This is a genomic window from Pseudonocardia sp. DSM 110487 (assembly GCF_019468565.1).
Classification (GTDB): domain Bacteria; phylum Actinomycetota; class Actinomycetes; order Mycobacteriales; family Pseudonocardiaceae; genus Pseudonocardia.
In genome coordinates this window covers 3,712,296-3,727,511 of the sequence record NZ_CP080521.1, presented here as the reverse complement: position 1 = coordinate 3,727,511, position 15,216 = coordinate 3,712,296, and the positions used below count along the sequence as shown (strand labels likewise).

At 68.0% G+C, this 15,216-nt stretch carries 19 protein-coding genes and 1 pseudogene; 13 read left to right on the top strand and 7 right to left on the bottom strand.

Going from position 1 to position 15,216, the window contains the following annotated elements:
* The first annotated feature begins 55 nt into the window (after window positions 1-55).
* Genes K1T35_RS17365 through K1T35_RS17340 form a run of 6 tightly spaced genes read left to right on the top strand, consistent with a single transcriptional unit; the run spans window position 56 to window position 3,786 of the window.
* Window positions 56-736: a haloacid dehalogenase type II gene (locus K1T35_RS17365; RefSeq protein WP_220261171.1), complete on the top strand. Its 681-nt coding sequence runs from the start codon at window positions 56-58 to the stop codon at window positions 734-736.
* Entirely contained in the window at window positions 733-1,077 is a 345-nt protein-coding gene (locus tag K1T35_RS17360; protein WP_220261170.1) for a GntR family transcriptional regulator, read from the top strand. Before K1T35_RS17365 ends, K1T35_RS17360 begins: the two co-directional genes overlap by 4 nt.
* The gene (locus K1T35_RS17355; RefSeq protein WP_220261169.1) at window positions 1,013-1,447 is read left to right on the top strand and encodes a GntR family transcriptional regulator; all 435 of its coding nucleotides are present in this window, start codon (window positions 1,013-1,015) and stop codon (window positions 1,445-1,447) included. The genes K1T35_RS17360 and K1T35_RS17355 overlap by 65 nt, the downstream gene beginning before the upstream one ends.
* Window positions 1,444-1,908 carry a RidA family protein gene (locus tag K1T35_RS17350; protein WP_220261168.1) on the top strand — a complete coding sequence of 155 codons (465 nt, stop codon included), beginning with the start codon at window positions 1,444-1,446 and terminating at the stop codon, window positions 1,906-1,908. The genes K1T35_RS17355 and K1T35_RS17350 overlap by 4 nt, the downstream gene beginning before the upstream one ends.
* A 16-nt stretch (window positions 1,909-1,924) precedes the next feature.
* Entirely contained in the window at window positions 1,925-3,031 is a 1,107-nt protein-coding gene (locus K1T35_RS17345; protein ID WP_220261167.1) for an alanine racemase, read from the top strand.
* 20 nt (window positions 3,032-3,051) lie between these two features.
* Window positions 3,052-3,786 carry an SDR family NAD(P)-dependent oxidoreductase gene (locus K1T35_RS17340; RefSeq protein ID WP_220261166.1) on the top strand — a complete coding sequence of 245 codons (735 nt, stop codon included), beginning with the start codon at window positions 3,052-3,054 and terminating at the stop codon, window positions 3,784-3,786.
* A 448-nt stretch (window positions 3,787-4,234) separates the two neighbouring features.
* On the opposite strand, the gene K1T35_RS48910 is transcribed toward K1T35_RS17340, so the two are convergent.
* Window positions 4,235-4,360 (bottom strand): hypothetical protein, encoded by a 126-nt coding sequence (locus K1T35_RS48910; RefSeq protein WP_255622053.1) that lies wholly within the window; start codon window positions 4,358-4,360, stop codon window positions 4,235-4,237.
* A 175-nt stretch (window positions 4,361-4,535) separates the two neighbouring features.
* Here K1T35_RS48910 and K1T35_RS17335 point away from each other — a divergent pair, with 175 nt between their 5' ends.
* Window positions 4,536-5,402, top strand: coding sequence for an LLM class flavin-dependent oxidoreductase (locus tag K1T35_RS17335; protein WP_220261165.1), 867 nt, complete (start codon window positions 4,536-4,538; stop codon window positions 5,400-5,402).
* Window positions 5,403-5,721: 319 nt separating this feature from the next.
* On the opposite strand, the gene K1T35_RS49770 is transcribed toward K1T35_RS17335, so the two are convergent.
* Together K1T35_RS49770 and K1T35_RS48900 are read right to left on the bottom strand one after the other, a co-directional pair.
* Window positions 5,722-6,090: a hypothetical protein gene (locus K1T35_RS49770; RefSeq protein ID WP_220261164.1), complete on the bottom strand. Its 369-nt coding sequence runs from the start codon at window positions 6,088-6,090 to the stop codon at window positions 5,722-5,724.
* A gap of 1,213 nt (window positions 6,091-7,303) precedes the next feature.
* Window positions 7,304-7,774: pseudogene (locus tag K1T35_RS48900) on the bottom strand (carboxymuconolactone decarboxylase family protein); the annotation flags it as partial.
* A 149-nt stretch (window positions 7,775-7,923) separates the two neighbouring features.
* Between K1T35_RS48900 and sigJ the strand changes: the two are divergent.
* The 6 genes from sigJ to K1T35_RS48890 all read left to right on the top strand — a co-directional run bounded on the left by sigJ (window position 7,924) and on the right by K1T35_RS48890 (window position 12,013).
* Complete coding sequence (gene sigJ, locus K1T35_RS17320; RefSeq protein ID WP_220261162.1) at window positions 7,924-8,874, top strand: RNA polymerase sigma factor SigJ; 951 nt, start codon at window positions 7,924-7,926, stop codon at window positions 8,872-8,874.
* Window positions 8,875-9,082: 208 nt separating this feature from the next.
* Window positions 9,083-9,436, top strand: a complete 354-nt coding sequence (locus K1T35_RS17315) for a hypothetical protein (RefSeq protein ID WP_220261161.1) — start codon at window positions 9,083-9,085, stop codon at window positions 9,434-9,436.
* 513 nt (window positions 9,437-9,949) lie between these two features.
* Complete coding sequence (locus K1T35_RS17310) at window positions 9,950-10,384, top strand: ester cyclase (RefSeq protein ID WP_220261160.1); 435 nt, start codon at window positions 9,950-9,952, stop codon at window positions 10,382-10,384.
* Between the two features lie 72 nt (window positions 10,385-10,456).
* Entirely contained in the window at window positions 10,457-10,591 is a 135-nt protein-coding gene (locus tag K1T35_RS48895; RefSeq protein ID WP_255622051.1) for a hypothetical protein, read from the top strand.
* 336 nt (window positions 10,592-10,927) lie between these two features.
* Window positions 10,928-11,431, top strand: a complete 504-nt coding sequence (locus K1T35_RS17305; protein WP_220261159.1) for a hypothetical protein — start codon at window positions 10,928-10,930, stop codon at window positions 11,429-11,431.
* A gap of 162 nt (window positions 11,432-11,593) precedes the next feature.
* On the top strand, window positions 11,594-12,013 hold the full coding sequence (locus tag K1T35_RS48890) for a hypothetical protein (RefSeq protein ID WP_255622050.1): 420 nt from the start codon (window positions 11,594-11,596) through the stop codon (window positions 12,011-12,013).
* Here K1T35_RS48890 and K1T35_RS17295 read toward each other — a convergent pair.
* The 4 genes from K1T35_RS17295 to K1T35_RS17280 form a co-directional block, all read right to left on the bottom strand.
* Complete coding sequence (locus tag K1T35_RS17295; protein WP_220261158.1) at window positions 12,010-12,153, bottom strand: hypothetical protein; 144 nt, start codon at window positions 12,151-12,153, stop codon at window positions 12,010-12,012. The two genes, K1T35_RS48890 and K1T35_RS17295, sit on opposite strands and share 4 nt — an antisense overlap.
* Before the next feature lie 205 nt (window positions 12,154-12,358).
* Window positions 12,359-12,736 carry a hypothetical protein gene (locus K1T35_RS17290; protein ID WP_220261157.1) on the bottom strand — a complete coding sequence of 126 codons (378 nt, stop codon included), beginning with the start codon at window positions 12,734-12,736 and terminating at the stop codon, window positions 12,359-12,361.
* Between the two features lie 315 nt (window positions 12,737-13,051).
* A complete protein-coding gene (locus K1T35_RS17285) occupies window positions 13,052-13,777 on the bottom strand; it encodes a rhodanese-like domain-containing protein (RefSeq protein WP_255622049.1) in 726 nt (241 codons plus the stop codon).
* Window positions 13,774-15,168, bottom strand: coding sequence for a rhodanese-like domain-containing protein (locus K1T35_RS17280; RefSeq protein ID WP_220262667.1), 1,395 nt, complete (start codon window positions 15,166-15,168; stop codon window positions 13,774-13,776). The genes K1T35_RS17285 and K1T35_RS17280 overlap by 4 nt, the downstream gene beginning before the upstream one ends.
* Between the last annotated feature and the right edge of the window lie 48 nt (window positions 15,169-15,216).

The following is a 15,216-nucleotide window of genomic DNA, read 5'->3' as shown; positions in this document are numbered from 1 at the left end:
GAGCATACAGTTATGGTCGACAATCGACAAGCCGACACGGCAGCTTGGAGGAACGATGGGATTCGATCGCAAGCCGAGGTTCGTGACGTTCGACATGAACGGAACGCTGATCCAGTTCCGTATCAACGACGCGATCCGTGAGGTGCTGGGCGACCGACTACCGCCCGAGATCGCCGATGACTTCCTACAGGCCTGCAAGGCGTACCGGATCGACGAGTGCATGGGCGACTACAAGCCGTTCCACCAGATCGTCGCCGATTCCATGGAACGCGCCTCGCGCAGGCTCGGCCTCGATTACCGCGAGGACGACGCGCGGGCGGTGTACGACCACGTCCCCACCTTTGGCCCGTACCCGGGCGTTACCGAGGCACTGAACCGCCTGGCAGAGGCGTACCCGCTGGTCATCGTCACGAACAGCGACACCGCCCATGCGCTGCGCCTCGCGGAGAACCTCAAGGCCCCGTTCGAAGACGTCATCAGCGCCGAGGAGATGGGCGTCTACAAGCCACGGCTCCGTGCATTCGAGTACATGCTGGACAAGCTCGGCTCGACACCCGACGAGATCGTGCACGTCTCCGCGAGCCCGATGTACGACCACCGCTCTGCGGCGGTCACGGGCATCAGGAACAAGGTGTACGTCGACCGCGGCTTCGAGCACGACGAGTCGTGGCTCGGCTACGAGCGCATCACCGACATCGCCGACCTCCCCGTCCTTCTCGGCCTGCCGCGACCTTGACCGGCCTGTCGGGCAACGGCCGGCCCAAGGGAAGCGGCGGGATGAACCCCAAGTTCAAGCGGCTGGAGCAGCGGACGACGACGCCGGACGGCGTCTACCGCGTGCTGCGCGCCGCCATCCTCGACGGGACTGTGCCTGCTGGTGGACAGCTACGCGAGGCGCACATCGCCGCAGATCTCGGGATCAGCCGGTCCCCACTGCGCGAGGCGCTGACCAGGCTGGAGGAGGAAGGGCTGATCGTGAAGATCCCCTTCCACGGGGCGTTCGTCGTGGAGGGTGAGCCCTCGGGAGGTCGCCGAGATCGCATCGATCCGCCTACTTGTCGAACCGTACGCCGCTGAGCTCTCCGCTGAATCGCTGCGCGGTCCTGAGCGGCCGGGATTGATGCAAACCATCGAGGAGCTCCACCGGGCCACCAAGAAGAATGACGTTCCGGCCAGCATCGACGCGCACCTTCGCTTCCACAGGCTCTTCTACGATCTTTCGGGGCACGGCGTCCTGCAGAGTCTGTGGAACGGTTGGGAGACCAAGCTGCGCCTCTACCTCACGGTCGACCATCACACGTACAGCGACCCGCATGATATTGCCGCCGAGCACGAGAGACTGATGGCGACTGCCCTCGAGGGCGACATCGAGGGGTTCCGGCAGGAACTGGCCCGCCATTTCCAATCGGCGCTGCAAGGCAAGACGCAAGGAGAACCGCGCAAATGATCGAGACCGGCTCGGCTTCGGAGCGGCTCCAGGCCCTCGGTCTGGACCTTCCCGGCCTCGGTGACGACTCGACGTACGTGAACCACCGGACGCTGGGCTCCAGCATCTACATCTCGGGCCAACTGCCCTACAAGGACGGCGAGCTGCTGGGCCAGGGCATCGTCGGCCGGGACGTCGACGCGAAGACCGCGCGGGGGCTCGCGCGCCAGGCCGCGCTCAACGCGCTCGCCGCCGCTGCGCAGGCGGTGGGAGACCTGGACCGGGTCCGGATCGTGCAGATGCTGGTCTTCGTCGCCAGCACCCCGGAGCTCGGCGAGCAGTCGCGGGTCGCCGACGCGGCCAGTGACCTCCTCGTCGAGGTGTTGGGCGAGAACGGACGGCACGCGCGCACCGCGATCGGTGTCGCCGGGCTGCCGCGGAACAGTCCTGTCGAGATCCAGATGGTCTGCACCGCGGTCTAGAAGCGAGGAGTACAGCGTGCACCGGCTCCAACGAGTACTCGACACGCTGGTCGAGCGGGTCGACACCCCCGCGCCGATCGTGCTGGTCGACGTCATGCAAGACAACATCGACCGAATGCAGAGCTTCGCCGCCCAGCACGATCTCGACGTCAGGCCGCACGTCAAGACGCACAAGTGTGTGGAAGTCGGTCGGCGCCAGGTCGAGGCCGGGGCGGTCGGCATCACCGCGGGCAATGTCGGTGAGGCCGAGGTCTTCGCCGCGGCCGGGTTCGACGACATCTTCCTCGCCTATCCGGTCTGGCCGGCGGGAACGAAGGGGACGCGGATCCGCCGGCTCGCCGAAACCACCCGGCTGCGGGTCGGCGTCGACAACGTCGCGGCCGTCGAGGCACTCGCCGATGCGATGGGCGACGAACCGGACCGGCTCCAGGTCGTGGTCGAGGTCGACTGTGGCGCCCGTCGTTCCGGGGCGCCACCCGAGGTCGCGGGCGACCTCGCGCTCGCCGCCCGCAAGCGCGGCCTGGTGCCGGTTGGCGTCTTCACCTATCCAGGTCACGGCAGCTCCGGTCGGGACGCTCGCAAGCGCGCCGCGCAGGACCAGGAGGCCGCACTCACCACAGCGCTGCGCAGCCTCGCCGACGTCGGGGTCACCGCAGAGGTGGTCAGTGCAGGCTCCACACCCACCGTCGAGTTCTCCACCAGCAGCTTGATCACCGAGATCCGTCCCGGCGAGTACGTATTCTGCGACCGGAACAACTTCCGGCTCGGCGCCTGCAGCGAGGATCAGATCGCGCTGTTCGTCGCTGGCACAGTGGTCAGCGACTGGGTTCCCGACCAGGTCATCCTCGATGTAGGCACCAAAGTGCTCGGGCGCGAAGGCGACCTCGAGCGCGGCTACGGGGGCGTCGCCGGCACGAACGCGGTCCTGGCCAAGCTCAACGAGTATCACGGCTTCCTCGCGCTGCCCGCCGGCGAGTTCCGCCCCGGCGTCGGCACCGTCGTACCCGTGGTGCCGAACCACGTCTGCCCGGTCGTGATCAATTTCGAGGAGCTGCTCGTCACCGACAGCGCGGGCACCTCGCTGCAGCGGTGGCCGGTCGACGCCCGCGGATTCCTCAGCTGACTGACCAAGGAGTACATGACATGAGGCTCGAGAAGGCCACGGCCCTGGTGACCGGCGCCAGCAGCGGAATCGGGAAGGCAGTGAGTTCCCACTTCCGCCGCGAGGGCGCGCGACTGCTCCTCACCGGCCGCACGGAGCGACTCGACACCGCCCAGCCCGACGACCTGTACGTCCCCGGAGACCTCAATGACGAGGCGTTCGTCGAAGGCCTGGCCCGCCGGGCCGCCGAGTCCCTCGGCACCGTCGACGTCGTCGTCCTCAACCACGGCCTCCAGGTCAGCGGCCCGCTCACCGAGATGGCCTACGACGACGCGAAGAACGTGCTCCACAGCAACCTGCTCAGCGCCTTCCTGGTGATGAAGCACTTCGCGCCGCTGATGCCCTCGGCAGGAGGCTCGTTCGTCTGCGTCGGCTCACGGCTCGGCATGGTCGGCAAAGCCGGGGAAGTCTTGTATTCCGCCGCCAAGGGAGGCCTGATCATGCTCGCCAAGGGCGCGGCGATCGAATGGGCCCCGCGTAACATCCGCGTCAACGTCGTCGCTCCGGGCCTGACCGCCACCCCGATCATCGAAGCATCGATCCAACGCAGCCCCGACCCCGAGGCCTACCGCCGCGAGCGCGAAGCTCAGATCCCGCTCCAACGCCTCGCCACCGCCGAAGAGGTCGCCGACGCGGTCCTCTTCCTCGCATCGTCGGAGTCGTCGTACATCACCGGAGCAGTCCTTCCCGTCGACGGCGGGTACACCGCCTTCTGACCGGACGGGTCGATCAGCGGGAAGCCGCGCGAGTCGGTGAACCACGCCCATCGAGCCTCCGGGCACAGGGCCTGCATCCGCCGGAGGTCCGCAGCAGGCGCCGGACCGGCTGGAGTGCCGGATCCTGCGTGTGCCCGGCGGGCACGTGGTGTGCGTGCTGCCCGTCGAGAGCGACCCCGACCTCTTCGACGCTCAGGCCATCGCCTGGCTCTGACGCGGTCCGGCCCGAAGCAGGGCCCCGACTCTCGTATTCGGGATCGCCATGCCGGCACCGCGGGCACCACCAGCAGCAACGTCAGGTTGTCCGCCGCGTAGGTGATCACCGACCACTGCGTCCCCACGATCAAGCCGGCGGTGAGCAGCACATGCCCGACCAGCGACACCGGGCTCGTACCGACCCGAGCAATCTCCGCGGCGGCCCGTGCCTTCTTGACGCCGGCCCGCGCCTTCACCACCAGCGAAAGGATCGCAAGGACGGCGATGCCGCCGAGGAACAGCTCGACACCGCCAGGCCGGCCTCGTCGAGCAGGTCGAGCGCCTCGGCGATGACTGTCGCACGGTTCAGCTTGCGCACGTTGACAACCTATCAGCGATAGGCAACCATGCACGGGACCGGCCTATCACCTATAGATTGAGTTGCCGCCATGACGCCCGGCATTGGCCTGCCTGCTGCGCATCCCCGACCTCGTCGCGAGGTTCTCGACACAGGACCGAGGCGGCGACTGGCAACTCCCGGACTACGAGGATTCATGTCTCAGACACCAGTGACCTTCGGCATCCTGACCGCGCCGCAGCACGCCACGTATGACGAGATCTTGGATATCTGGCTCGCGGCCGACGCGATACCCCAGATCGAACACGCGTGGCTGTCCGATCACCTGATGACGCCCACGGGGAACGGACCCACTTACGAAAGCTGGACGTTGTTGTCGGCATTGGCGGCTCAGACTCGACGACTAGGTTTGGGAGTCCTGGTCACCAGCAACCGCTTCCGACCGCCGGCCGTACTCGCCAAGATCGCCGCTACTGTCGACATCATCTCCCGAGGACGGCTCGTTTTCGGTATCGGCGCCGGATCGCGACCAGGCCACCCCCTGGCCCGGCGCGAGTACGACGCACACGGCCTCGCCTTCCACGACTCCCCGAACGCCGTGGAGAGCCTAGCCGAAGCGCTGACCGTCATCCGTCGACTGTGGACGGAGACCGAGCCGTTCGACTTCGCCGGTACTCACATCCACCTCACCAAGGCGCTGGGTGACCCCAAACCGCTGCAGCGACCGCATCCGGCCGTCCTCCTTGGGGGGCGTTCGGCCCCGCTACTGCGCCTTGCCGCACAACACGCCGACCTGTGGAACATCGTCGGCGACGACACGAAGGACGCGGCCGCCCGCGGCGCCATGCTCAGCCAGATCTGCACCGAAATCGGCCGCGACCCCACCTCCATCACCCGGTCGATGCATCTGCAAGTCTGCTACGACCAACCCGGCATCACCCGCGATGCGATCGGCCGGGCACTCGACGCCGGTTTCACCCACATCACCCTCGGTTTGCCCAACCCCTGCCCGGGTGGCGTCGCCCACTGGGTAGCTGAGGAAATCATCACCCACGATCGCTGAACCAGGCGCCAGAAATTCACCCCGTGATGCTGGAGCTGCTCGCCTCTGACCTGCCGCGATCATCTCCGGTCGGACCGGGATGCGGTCCAGAGCGTTGGCCCCGCAGACTCCCGGATCGCGGCCACCACTGAACTCGCCACATCGGGAGGCGAGGAATGAGTCCCGACTTGGCTCACGGATGGCGGGTTCAGTGGGGTCGCGCCTCGTTGACCTGAGGTTTCGTGGTCGGGGTCGGTGATTTTGGGGCACTAATCGGTGCCTTCTAGGGTGGTCGGGTGGCGTTCGTGCGCTGTGTTGCGGCACACCGCATCACGATTTCTCACCGCTGCGCGGGTAGGGCTAGTGCCCGTCCGGTCTCGAACGGCTCGACCGGTAGCGGCGCCAGCAGCGGCGCTTCCAGGGCGAACATCTCCCCGACCGTGCGTGGACGCGACCCGACCCGGCGCGCGTCGTCGGCGGCGTCCCAGGCCTCAACCTGGGCGTTGAGCTCCGCGAGTGAGTCGACCTCAGGGATCGGGACGAGGTGGTTGCGGCGGAACCAGCCGATCTGTCCCTCGACGCCGCCCCTTTCGTGCGCGCCCGCCAGGCCGGGCTGGCAGTAGAACGGGTCGATCGGCTGGGGTGACTGGGAGCCGGTGGTCGGGGACGTGGGGGTACAGCGTTGCTGGCGATGACCGATCCCTCCCACTTCCCTACGGCACGGACTGGCCGTGGACACCCGAGACGGTCATCACCACCCGCGACATCAAGGCGACGCCGCTCCTCGACGGCGACCAGCTCACTGCGATGATGACGACAAACGGCGTCCCTCTGCTCGACCGGATCCGCGCCTGAACTCCCTACCCGGCAAGGAAAGTCGCCTGTATCGCGGTGAGCTCGGCCGGTGAGTCCTCCTGCACGAGGTGACCGGCGCCGGGGAACAGCACCAGCTCGCCCCCTGGGATGCTCGCGGCCAGCTACTCGCCCTTGTCGACGGGAATCCAGGCTTCGTCGGCACCCAACAGCCCAGCACGGGCAGGTCGATGTCGCCGTAGCGGCCCTGGATCTCGCCGGTGTAGCGCTGGTCGCCCCGCGACCTGCCGGTAGAGCGCGGGTTGGCCGTTGTTGCCGAGCCAGGGTTCGACGAGCCGCTCAAGCACCGCGGGGTGGAATCCCTGCGGGGCACGCCGTTCGCCCTATTCCAACGCCGGCTACCTCTACCTGGAGGTGCTCATCCGGCGCGCGGCCGACCAGCCGCTGGCGCTCGTTCGCCCGCCAACAGCTGTTCGAGCCGATCGGTATGTCGCGCACCTACTTCTGGCCCGGACCTGGACCTGCTCCGCTCGGCGGCTGGCCCCTGGCCCCGCCACGCCGGCACCGCTCTCGTGATGGCGCCCTGGCTCGCGCTCACCACCGACGGCATGCTCCTAGCCGCGCTCGTCGTCAATCTGGGTCCGACGCAACCGCCACGAAGCCGTCGAGTCGGGGGCCATGGGCCGCGTTCTGGGCCGGCATGGCCGCGACCATCGCCGCCAACCTCGCCGCCGCACAGCCGACTCGCGGGGATCGTCGTCGCCCTGTGGCCACCGGTCTGCCTGGCCATCACGCTCGAACTGATCGCGCTTGTCGCGTCCCCGACCAAGCACCGTCCAATCACAAGCACGCTGCCCGCCAAGTCGCCACGCATGTGCCCGACCACGCCCAGCCGGTGCCCGGGCATAACCCCACGCTGCGCTCGTCGCAACAGGTGGCCCGGCGTACGTTCCATCGGCAACACAGAGGTAAAGGCCGAAGTGCCGACATCGCGGGTTGCCCTGTCGTCTTCCTGGGACCTCCGGGAGCTCGAGTGCTTCCTCGCGGTCGCCGACGGCAGGCACTTCCGGAGGGCAGCCGAGTGCCCGGGCCCGTCTCCGCACCAAGAAGCCCTTCTGGCCGGGTTGGTAGTCACCGGCCGGCTGGCGGGTGATGACGTTGAGGCGGTTCCAGGTGTTGATGTCGGCGATCAGCGCTACCAGCGCCCCGAGCTGTTCCGCGTCGTAGTGCTGGGCGGCGTTGGCCCAAGCCTCGTCGGTGACGCCGCCCGCTGCGTCGGCGATGCGGGTTCCTTGCTCGCTGAGTTCGAGGGCTGCGCGTTCGGCTTCGGTGAAGACGGTTGCTTCTCGCCAGGTCGCCACCAGATTAATGCGAAGCTGGCTTTCTCCGGCGTGAGCGGCGTCCTTGGTGTGCATGTCGGTGCACGCCCCGCAGCCGTTGATCTGGCTGGCTCGAAGCCTGACCAGTTCCTGCGTCGCGGCGGGAAGGGTCGACTCGGCTATGGCTTGAGCCGCGGAGACGAGGCGCTTGGCGTACTTCACGCCGATTGTGGTCTCGTAGAGGCTGATGCGCGCGTCCATGTGCTTCTCCCGCTGGTTGGTGTGTTCGTCTCTGGTAGTACGACAACCCAGCCCTGGCGAATGTCAGGCGGGCTCGGACCTCACGGTTCGGTGGGCTGTCTTGTCGGACTGCTGAAGGGGTAGATGCGACGAGAGGAGCCGCCGGCGCCATGACCACCCCATCCGGGCCAGGACAGGGCCCTCGCAGAGATGACCCGCTCGATCCAGGCCTGAGCGCGATCATGAGCGAACGGCGTCAGTTGATCAATCTCGCCTACCGGCTACTGGGTTCGCTGGCCGAGGCCGAGGACGCCGTCCAGGAGACCTACGCCCGCTGGTATGCCATGTCCCCCCAGCAGCAGGAGGCCATCGAATCCCCCGGCGCCTGGCTGACGACGGTCGCCAGCCGCATCTGCCTCAACCTGCTCGGCTCAGCGCGAGCCCGGCGAGAGCGCTACGTGGGCGACTGGATCCCCGAACCGCTGCCCGATGCCTCGAAGTGGATCAACGGGCAGGCGGGCGGCACCACGGCAGACCCGGCCGACCGGATCACCCTCGACGAGTCGATCACCATGGCCTTCCTCGTCGTGCTCGAATCGATGACCCCGGCCCAACGCGTCGCGCTCGTCCTGCACGACGTCTTCGGCTACTCCTTCGCCGAAGTAGCCGAGATCGTTGGCCGCACCCCGGCGGCATGCCGCCAACTGGCCTCCTCGGCCCGCCGCCGCGTCCGCGTCTCACAGACAACCCCGACCCCGACAGCCCAGCAGGCCGACATCGTCAGAGACTTCAAACAGGCCTGGGAAGCCGGGGACATCGATGCCCTCATCGGCCTCCTCGACCCGAACGCCACCGCGATCGCCGACAGCGGCGGCCTCGCCACGGCCCTACCCCACCCAGCCGTAGGCCGCGAGCAGATCGTGCGCGCATTCGTCGACCTCGCCGCCACGCTATCCAACCTGACGATCCTGGAACGCACCGTCAACGGCCAACCCGGCCTGATCGCCCAGCACAACGGCACCACCGTGACCGTGTACGCGTTCGACTTCGCAGACGGGCGCATCACACAGATCTGGGCGATACGCAACCCCGAGAAACTCCGACCCTGGACCACGAACTGACACGCACTGAAGCTATGGCGTATCCCGTGAACCCCCGGCTGCGGGCCGACAGCAGCAAGCCCTTCTTCGCGTCTTGCCAAAGTCCCCATCGCCGCGTGCTCCACCAACTAGCTCGGATATTCGAACCTTTGCCTTGCGCCGCGCATGAAGACCGTCGCGGCCACCGGAAGGAGCACTACCCGTGGCAACGTCGAGATTCCTCCCTCTCATGCGCATCACCGCGACTCTGTGGACGGCCGCGCTGGTCATCCAAGCGGTCACCGCCGGACTGCTGCTGTCGACTCCCGGTGGACGTGACATCCACAACGCGGGCGCGCTACTGGTCTATCTCGCCGGCCTCGCACAACTGATCAGCGCGATTCTGGTCTGGCGAACCGGCGGCGGGAACGCGCGGTTCTTGATCACCAGCGCCGTCGGGTTTTCTCTGGCAATCGCCCAGGGCGTGATCGGTTGGATGGGAACAGCGGCAGTCCACGTCCCGCTGGGCGCACTCATACTGGCGGGCGGCACAGTGATGCTGGCCCAGACCTGGGCCAGCAGCTCATCTGCAGCGACTCAATAATGGACGATGGCTTCGGGCGGAAGGCTGCCATCAGATCGTCGACCAAGCCACGCGGTTTGGCCCGGTAAGGCTGGTCGAGGATCTTCCGAGCGCTCCCCAAGGCATACTGGCGCACCCGTGCACCACGCCGAACTTCGGCATCGAGCTCGGCGAGTACTCCAGCGGCCTCGGTCAGCAGCCGGGCCCGCTCGCCCGCCGACCTGTCGAGGTCGCGATGAATCTGCCTCATCCCACCCAGCAGCCCCCTCGCCTCGGCGGCTATACGACGCGCGGAGATCCGCGCTCCGGTCCACGTACTCCGCGAACGCCACCGCCTCGTCCAACAGGTCGTGCCGCACGTCCCGGTGACCACAGAAGACCGGATCGGCGTGCGCGCATCCGGATCGTCGAAGTGCACGTTCTCGTGCCCGAACAGCTCGAACAGCCAGCCGTCCAGCAGGCCCTACAGCTTCTGACCCACCCAACGCCCTCGATGAGGCAGCCATGGACAGCACACCTAAGGAGTAGCCACACATGTCATCCATCCAGGAAGCCGACAACAAGGCGATGCTGCGGCGCCTCAACGAGGCCATCAACAGCGGCGACACCGAGGTCATCTCGGCCACGATCGACGAGGTCTTCCACCCCGACGTCCTCATCCGCACCCCGCTGAAGGTCAACGCCAGTGGCACGGAGTTGATGAAACAGCTGTGGGCGGTGCTCCTGCGCGCGTTCCCCGACCTCCATGTCGAGGTCGAGGACGTGATTGCCGAAGGAGACAAAGTGGTGAGCCGGAACACCGTCAACGGAACCCACCAGGGCGAGTACATGGGCGTGGCGCCTACCGGCAAGTCCATCACCTGGAACGAGATCTTCATCGGCCGCATCGTCGACGGCCGCGTCGCCGAGACGTGGGGAGTCGTCGACGTCGCCTCCCAGATGCGACAACTCGGTCTCGTCCCTGCCTAACGCTGACCCGGTCGACAGAGTCAACATCCGAATGATCCCAGAATGGGGGGACAATAGTCATCGAGTTCCGACGTGGCAGCCCGCCCGCACGACGAACCCGAGCATCTCCTGCGTGAGTACGACCGGACACCGCCGCTGTGGCCGGACCGGCAGACCACCCGCGGCTACAGCGTGCAGGCACGGGTGGCCAGTACTGGCACGACGTGATCACCGTGCGCGGCAACGGGTCCCGCGGCGAGTGCACGGGCTGCCCGAACCGGTCACGGCCCCGGCGCTGCGCCTCGTCGTCCAGTCCACCAACGGCTACCCGTCCGCGGCGGTCTACGAGATCCGCTGCTACTGAGGCCCGGTCGATCCGCGGCAGCCGCCTGGCGATACGCGGGGCCCGGGGGTCGGCCGCCAGCTTCAGTGGCTACGCAGCACGCCGTACCGGACACCCGGCTGGCCGAGGTCAACCGGATCGCCGCCACCATCGGCAGACGCGGACCGCGTGAAACGCGTCACGTCGCATCACATCGCAACGGCCACCGCTGTCGAACTGGCATGTCCGAGCGAGATGTCAGCAACACCCGATCCACGGCGGCGCTCACGAGGACCGTCGCCGCGTTGCTCCTCACGACCGTGATCGGCAGCTGCGGCACGGCCACCGGCCAGACGGACGCCGAAACCGGAGGCCAGGTCGAAGTCATCGAGTTCGCGGTCGTGACCGATCAGTGGGCGGTGCTCGATCTCGGCACGCCGGGAGTGAGCGTCGGCGACATGGACGTCTACTCCGGGAACGGCGTCAAGGACGGCCGCAGTGTGCACGGGGGCGGCTCGTGCCAGGTCATCCACGTCGAGGGCGACCAGGTCGATACGCAGTGCGTGATCACGATGGAGTTCGAGGACGGCTCCGTGACGATACAGTCCGTCTGGCGGAAAGGTGCGAGCCCGCTGGACATGGCCATCACCGGCGGTACCGGCGCCTACAGCAACGCGCGGGGGGTCGTGCGCTTCTGGGACATCGCCACCCCGAACGAGCGGATGCGCGCCGAGATCACCCGCTGAGGTCGTCGTGGGCTGCTCTGTCATCGACTCGCCGCTCGTATGAGGCGCCTCGCCTCACATTCCGAGGTCGTGCGTAGTCGAAGAGGTGAGGCACCACCTGCGAAGCAAAGCAGTTGCGGGTTGATCGGTGGCTCGTCGTCGAGATCGAGAGGGGAACCCACCGTGCCTGCACAGGCCACCACTCACCGGGTCGTCGTCGTTGGCGGCGGTTACGCGGGCACGCTCGCGGCGAACCGGTTGCGCAAGCGCGACAACGTCGACGTCACCCTGCTCAACCCACGGCCGGTGAACACCGTCACCCCACACGCCTGTGTCACATGGCCACTGGAATGGCGATCTCAGGCCCACCCTGCCCTGAGCGACATCATCGGCCACGCCGCTGTCCAGATCGACGTGACCGAACACCTCTTCACGACACGGAGGGTGGACCAGCCGACCGACATCCACTCCGTCTGGCTCACCAGCGGGATCTGGTTGCAGACCGCCCAGTCTGGCCTACACATCTTCAACGCGCTGGACGAAAACGGTCTCAGCAACGAGCCACCTCTCACCTCGCCCGAGCTGCGGCACTTCCCGATCTAGACCGCGACCACATCAAGCGGCTGACGGCCAAACGGCCACTTGCGCCGGCCAGCCTCCGCCACCGACTTGCCGCGCTCGGCATCGACCCACGCGCCGACCGCAACGCCGCTCTGCTCCAACTCGCCGCCGAACTCCCGCATCCCCGTGATCGCCGACCTGCTCGGCAACGTCGTGACCGCAGCGAAAAGGGCCGAACACGCCAACGCCGCCCACACCGGCTACACGCGACCCACAAATTCCCGTGAGGAACACGGCCAAGCTCACCCATCAGCGTCCAGGGTCCTCCGCGCGGCAGGGGCCAGGTCGACTCGCTCCACCCGCCCCACATCAGTCAGACCGGCTTGGCTATGCCTCTGAACTCGCCCGCCGCTCCGCCTCCGCGAGGACCTCCCGCAGAATGTCCGCCAACTGCCGCAGAAACGCGGCGGCCGCCTCATCCGACGTTTCATCATCCAACACCCAGTTGGCATCCCACGCCACCAACCAAGACAGCAGCCCGGGTGACTGCGGCTCGGCGAGGATCGCGTCGAACGCACGCAAGGCACGCTTCAAGCTCCGAGTATTCACGGCGGCGAGCCGTCGGAGGTCGGTTCGGATCTCGTCGAGGGACTCAGCGTCATCTACGTGGCCGCGAACGAAATCCCGCAACGTCTCCAGCGGTGGCCGCTGCTCCAGCTCGGCGGCTCGCCTGCGCAGGCGCTCCGCAATCTTGGAGATGTCCATGCAAGTCGCCCCTCCCAGGAACACAGTACAGACGCCGATCGACGATGGCGCGAAACCCGGATCTTCGTGCAGTCCTGAGGCCGCACGGCCCCGCTTTACACCGACGTCAGCTCGGACTTCACGAACAACGCGCTGCAGGACCCGCCGCGCTGATACCACGCTCATCCGCCGAAAACGCGGCCACCCCGTGCAGTGTGGAATTCGGTGCGCACCCCCAGCGAGGCGGCGAGCCGCTCAGCTAGCCGCTCGCCGCGCTCGTGCCATGCCACAGTGGCCACATCGTCCGAGAACCCAGAGCCGGCCGGGTCGTCCGGGTTATAGACATTCTGAATGTCGTTGTCCCACGTGCTGATGGCGACGACAAGTTCGCGAGGTATGCCAAAGTCCTCGCCCGCCGTACATCACGGACGGAGCCCGCCGGCTGCGGGCCCAGCCTCGAACTGGTCGAGAGGATGGGCCGACCCGCGAGTCGGCCAGGGCCGCGACGATGGCGTCGAGGTCGGTGCGCGGACCGCGGTTGTACGGCAGTTTGGCCAGCAGCATGCCCATGGTGCACGTATTGGTCAGGGCGGCGACGGTCAGGCCGGCGCCGACGAACGCGGCTATCCACTTCGCTGGCTCGAACGCCGCGCTCGTCAGTGCGGCGACGAGCACGATGGAGCCGGCGACGAGCCGGACCTGCCGTTCGAGGTCCCACCGGGTCCGGCCGGTGCGCACCGGGGCGCCGGCGGACTGCCATTCAGCGAGGCCGCCCTGCAAGATCCGGGCGTTGGGCAGCCCGGCGGTAGTCAGGGCCTGGCGGGCTGTGGCGGCCCGTTGCCCTGAGCGGCAGACGAGGACGGCCTGCTCGTCGAGGTGCTGCACGAGCTCGTCGCGGTGCTCGCGCAGCACGTCGAGGGGCACGTTGACGGAGCCAGGGATGTGCGCGGTCTCGAACTCGCCGGGGGTGCGCACGTCGATGATCTGCGGACCGCGTCCCGCCGTGAGCAGTGGCTGCAGCGTGGCCGCATCCAGGGCGGCCCGTTCACCGGTGTCGCTCACGCGTTCTCCTGGGCCGGAACGATGGTCAGGCCGGCGTCGGCGGCCGTGGCGTAGGCGTCGTCGATGTGCACGACCTGATGGCCGGCGCGCTGCAGCAGGCTGGTCGCGGCGGCGGCGCGGTAGCCCGAGCCGCAGTGCACCCACACCACCCCGGCCGGTACGTCGTCGAGGCGGTCCGGCAGTTCGGGCAGCGGGATGTGCACCGCACCGTCGACGTGGCCGCGGTGCCATTCGTTGCTCATGCGCACGTCGAGCACCACCTCGGGGGCGGGTAGGCCGTGGGGCGGACGGCCGGCGCGAGCGGCGCCGAGGTCGGTGAACGTGGCCGTGGTCAGCGTGCCGAGGCGGCGGTCGTCGCCTACCCACTGCTCGGGGGTGCCGGTCGCCGCGGCCGTTGGCCGGTCGATGCCGATGCGGGCGAGTTCGCGTTGGGCGGCGGCGACCTGCTGCTCGCTGTCCCCGAGCAGCGTGATCGGGGCGTCCACCGGGGCCATCCAGCCCAGCCAGGTCGCCATCGGCCCGTCCAGGCCGAGGCTCACGGTGCCGGTCAGGTGCCGGTAGGCGAACGCCTTGCGGGAGCGCAGATCGACCACCCACTCGCCGGCGGTGATCCGCGCGGCCAGCTCGGCGGGATCGGCCCGGCGGGCCGGGGTCAGGTCGATCAGGTCGGCGCCGCCGCTGTTGGCCGCGCCCATGCGCTGGTAGTAGGCCGGATAGGCGTCCAGCCCGGCGAGGGTCTGGGTGACGAAGTCGTCGGCCGCCAGGCGCAGGGCCGGGTTGACCTCCCGCTCGCGCCCGACCGTCGAGCTCGGTGCGTCGGACTGGGTGGCCGCACAGAAGCTGCCGAAGCCGTGGGTGGGCCACACCCGTGCGCCGTCGGGCAGCAGGTCGGCCAGTCGCTGCACCGAGGCGTGCTGGTGTTCGGCCAGGCTGTGCGCGTGCTGGGCGCCCAGCAGGTCGGTGCGCCCGGTGGTACCGAACAGCAGTGATCCACCGGTGAAGACACCCACCGGGCCGTCGGGGCCGTCCAGCAGGTAGGAGAGGTGGTGGAAGGTGTGCCCCGGCGTGGCCGCCACCCGCAGCCGCATCGACTCCGACACCCGAACCTCGGCACCGTCGGCGACCGGCACCCGCTCGAAGCCCACGGTGTCGGCCGCCACGACCAGATACCGCGCGCCGGTCAACCGGGCCAGCGCCAGGCCGCCGGAGACGTAGTCGTTGTGCAGGTGGGTCTCGGCCACGTGCGTGATCCGCACCCCGAGCCGACCCGCCAGGGCCAGGACCCGGTCGATGTCGCGCTGCGGGTCCACCACGATCGCGGCCCGCCCGTCGTGGGCCAGGTAGCTGCGGTCTCCCAGGCTGGTCGTCTCGATCGTCTCGACGTGGATCATCACGTCCCCTTCCTCAAGTATCTACATCTATACCACTACACAGTTGTA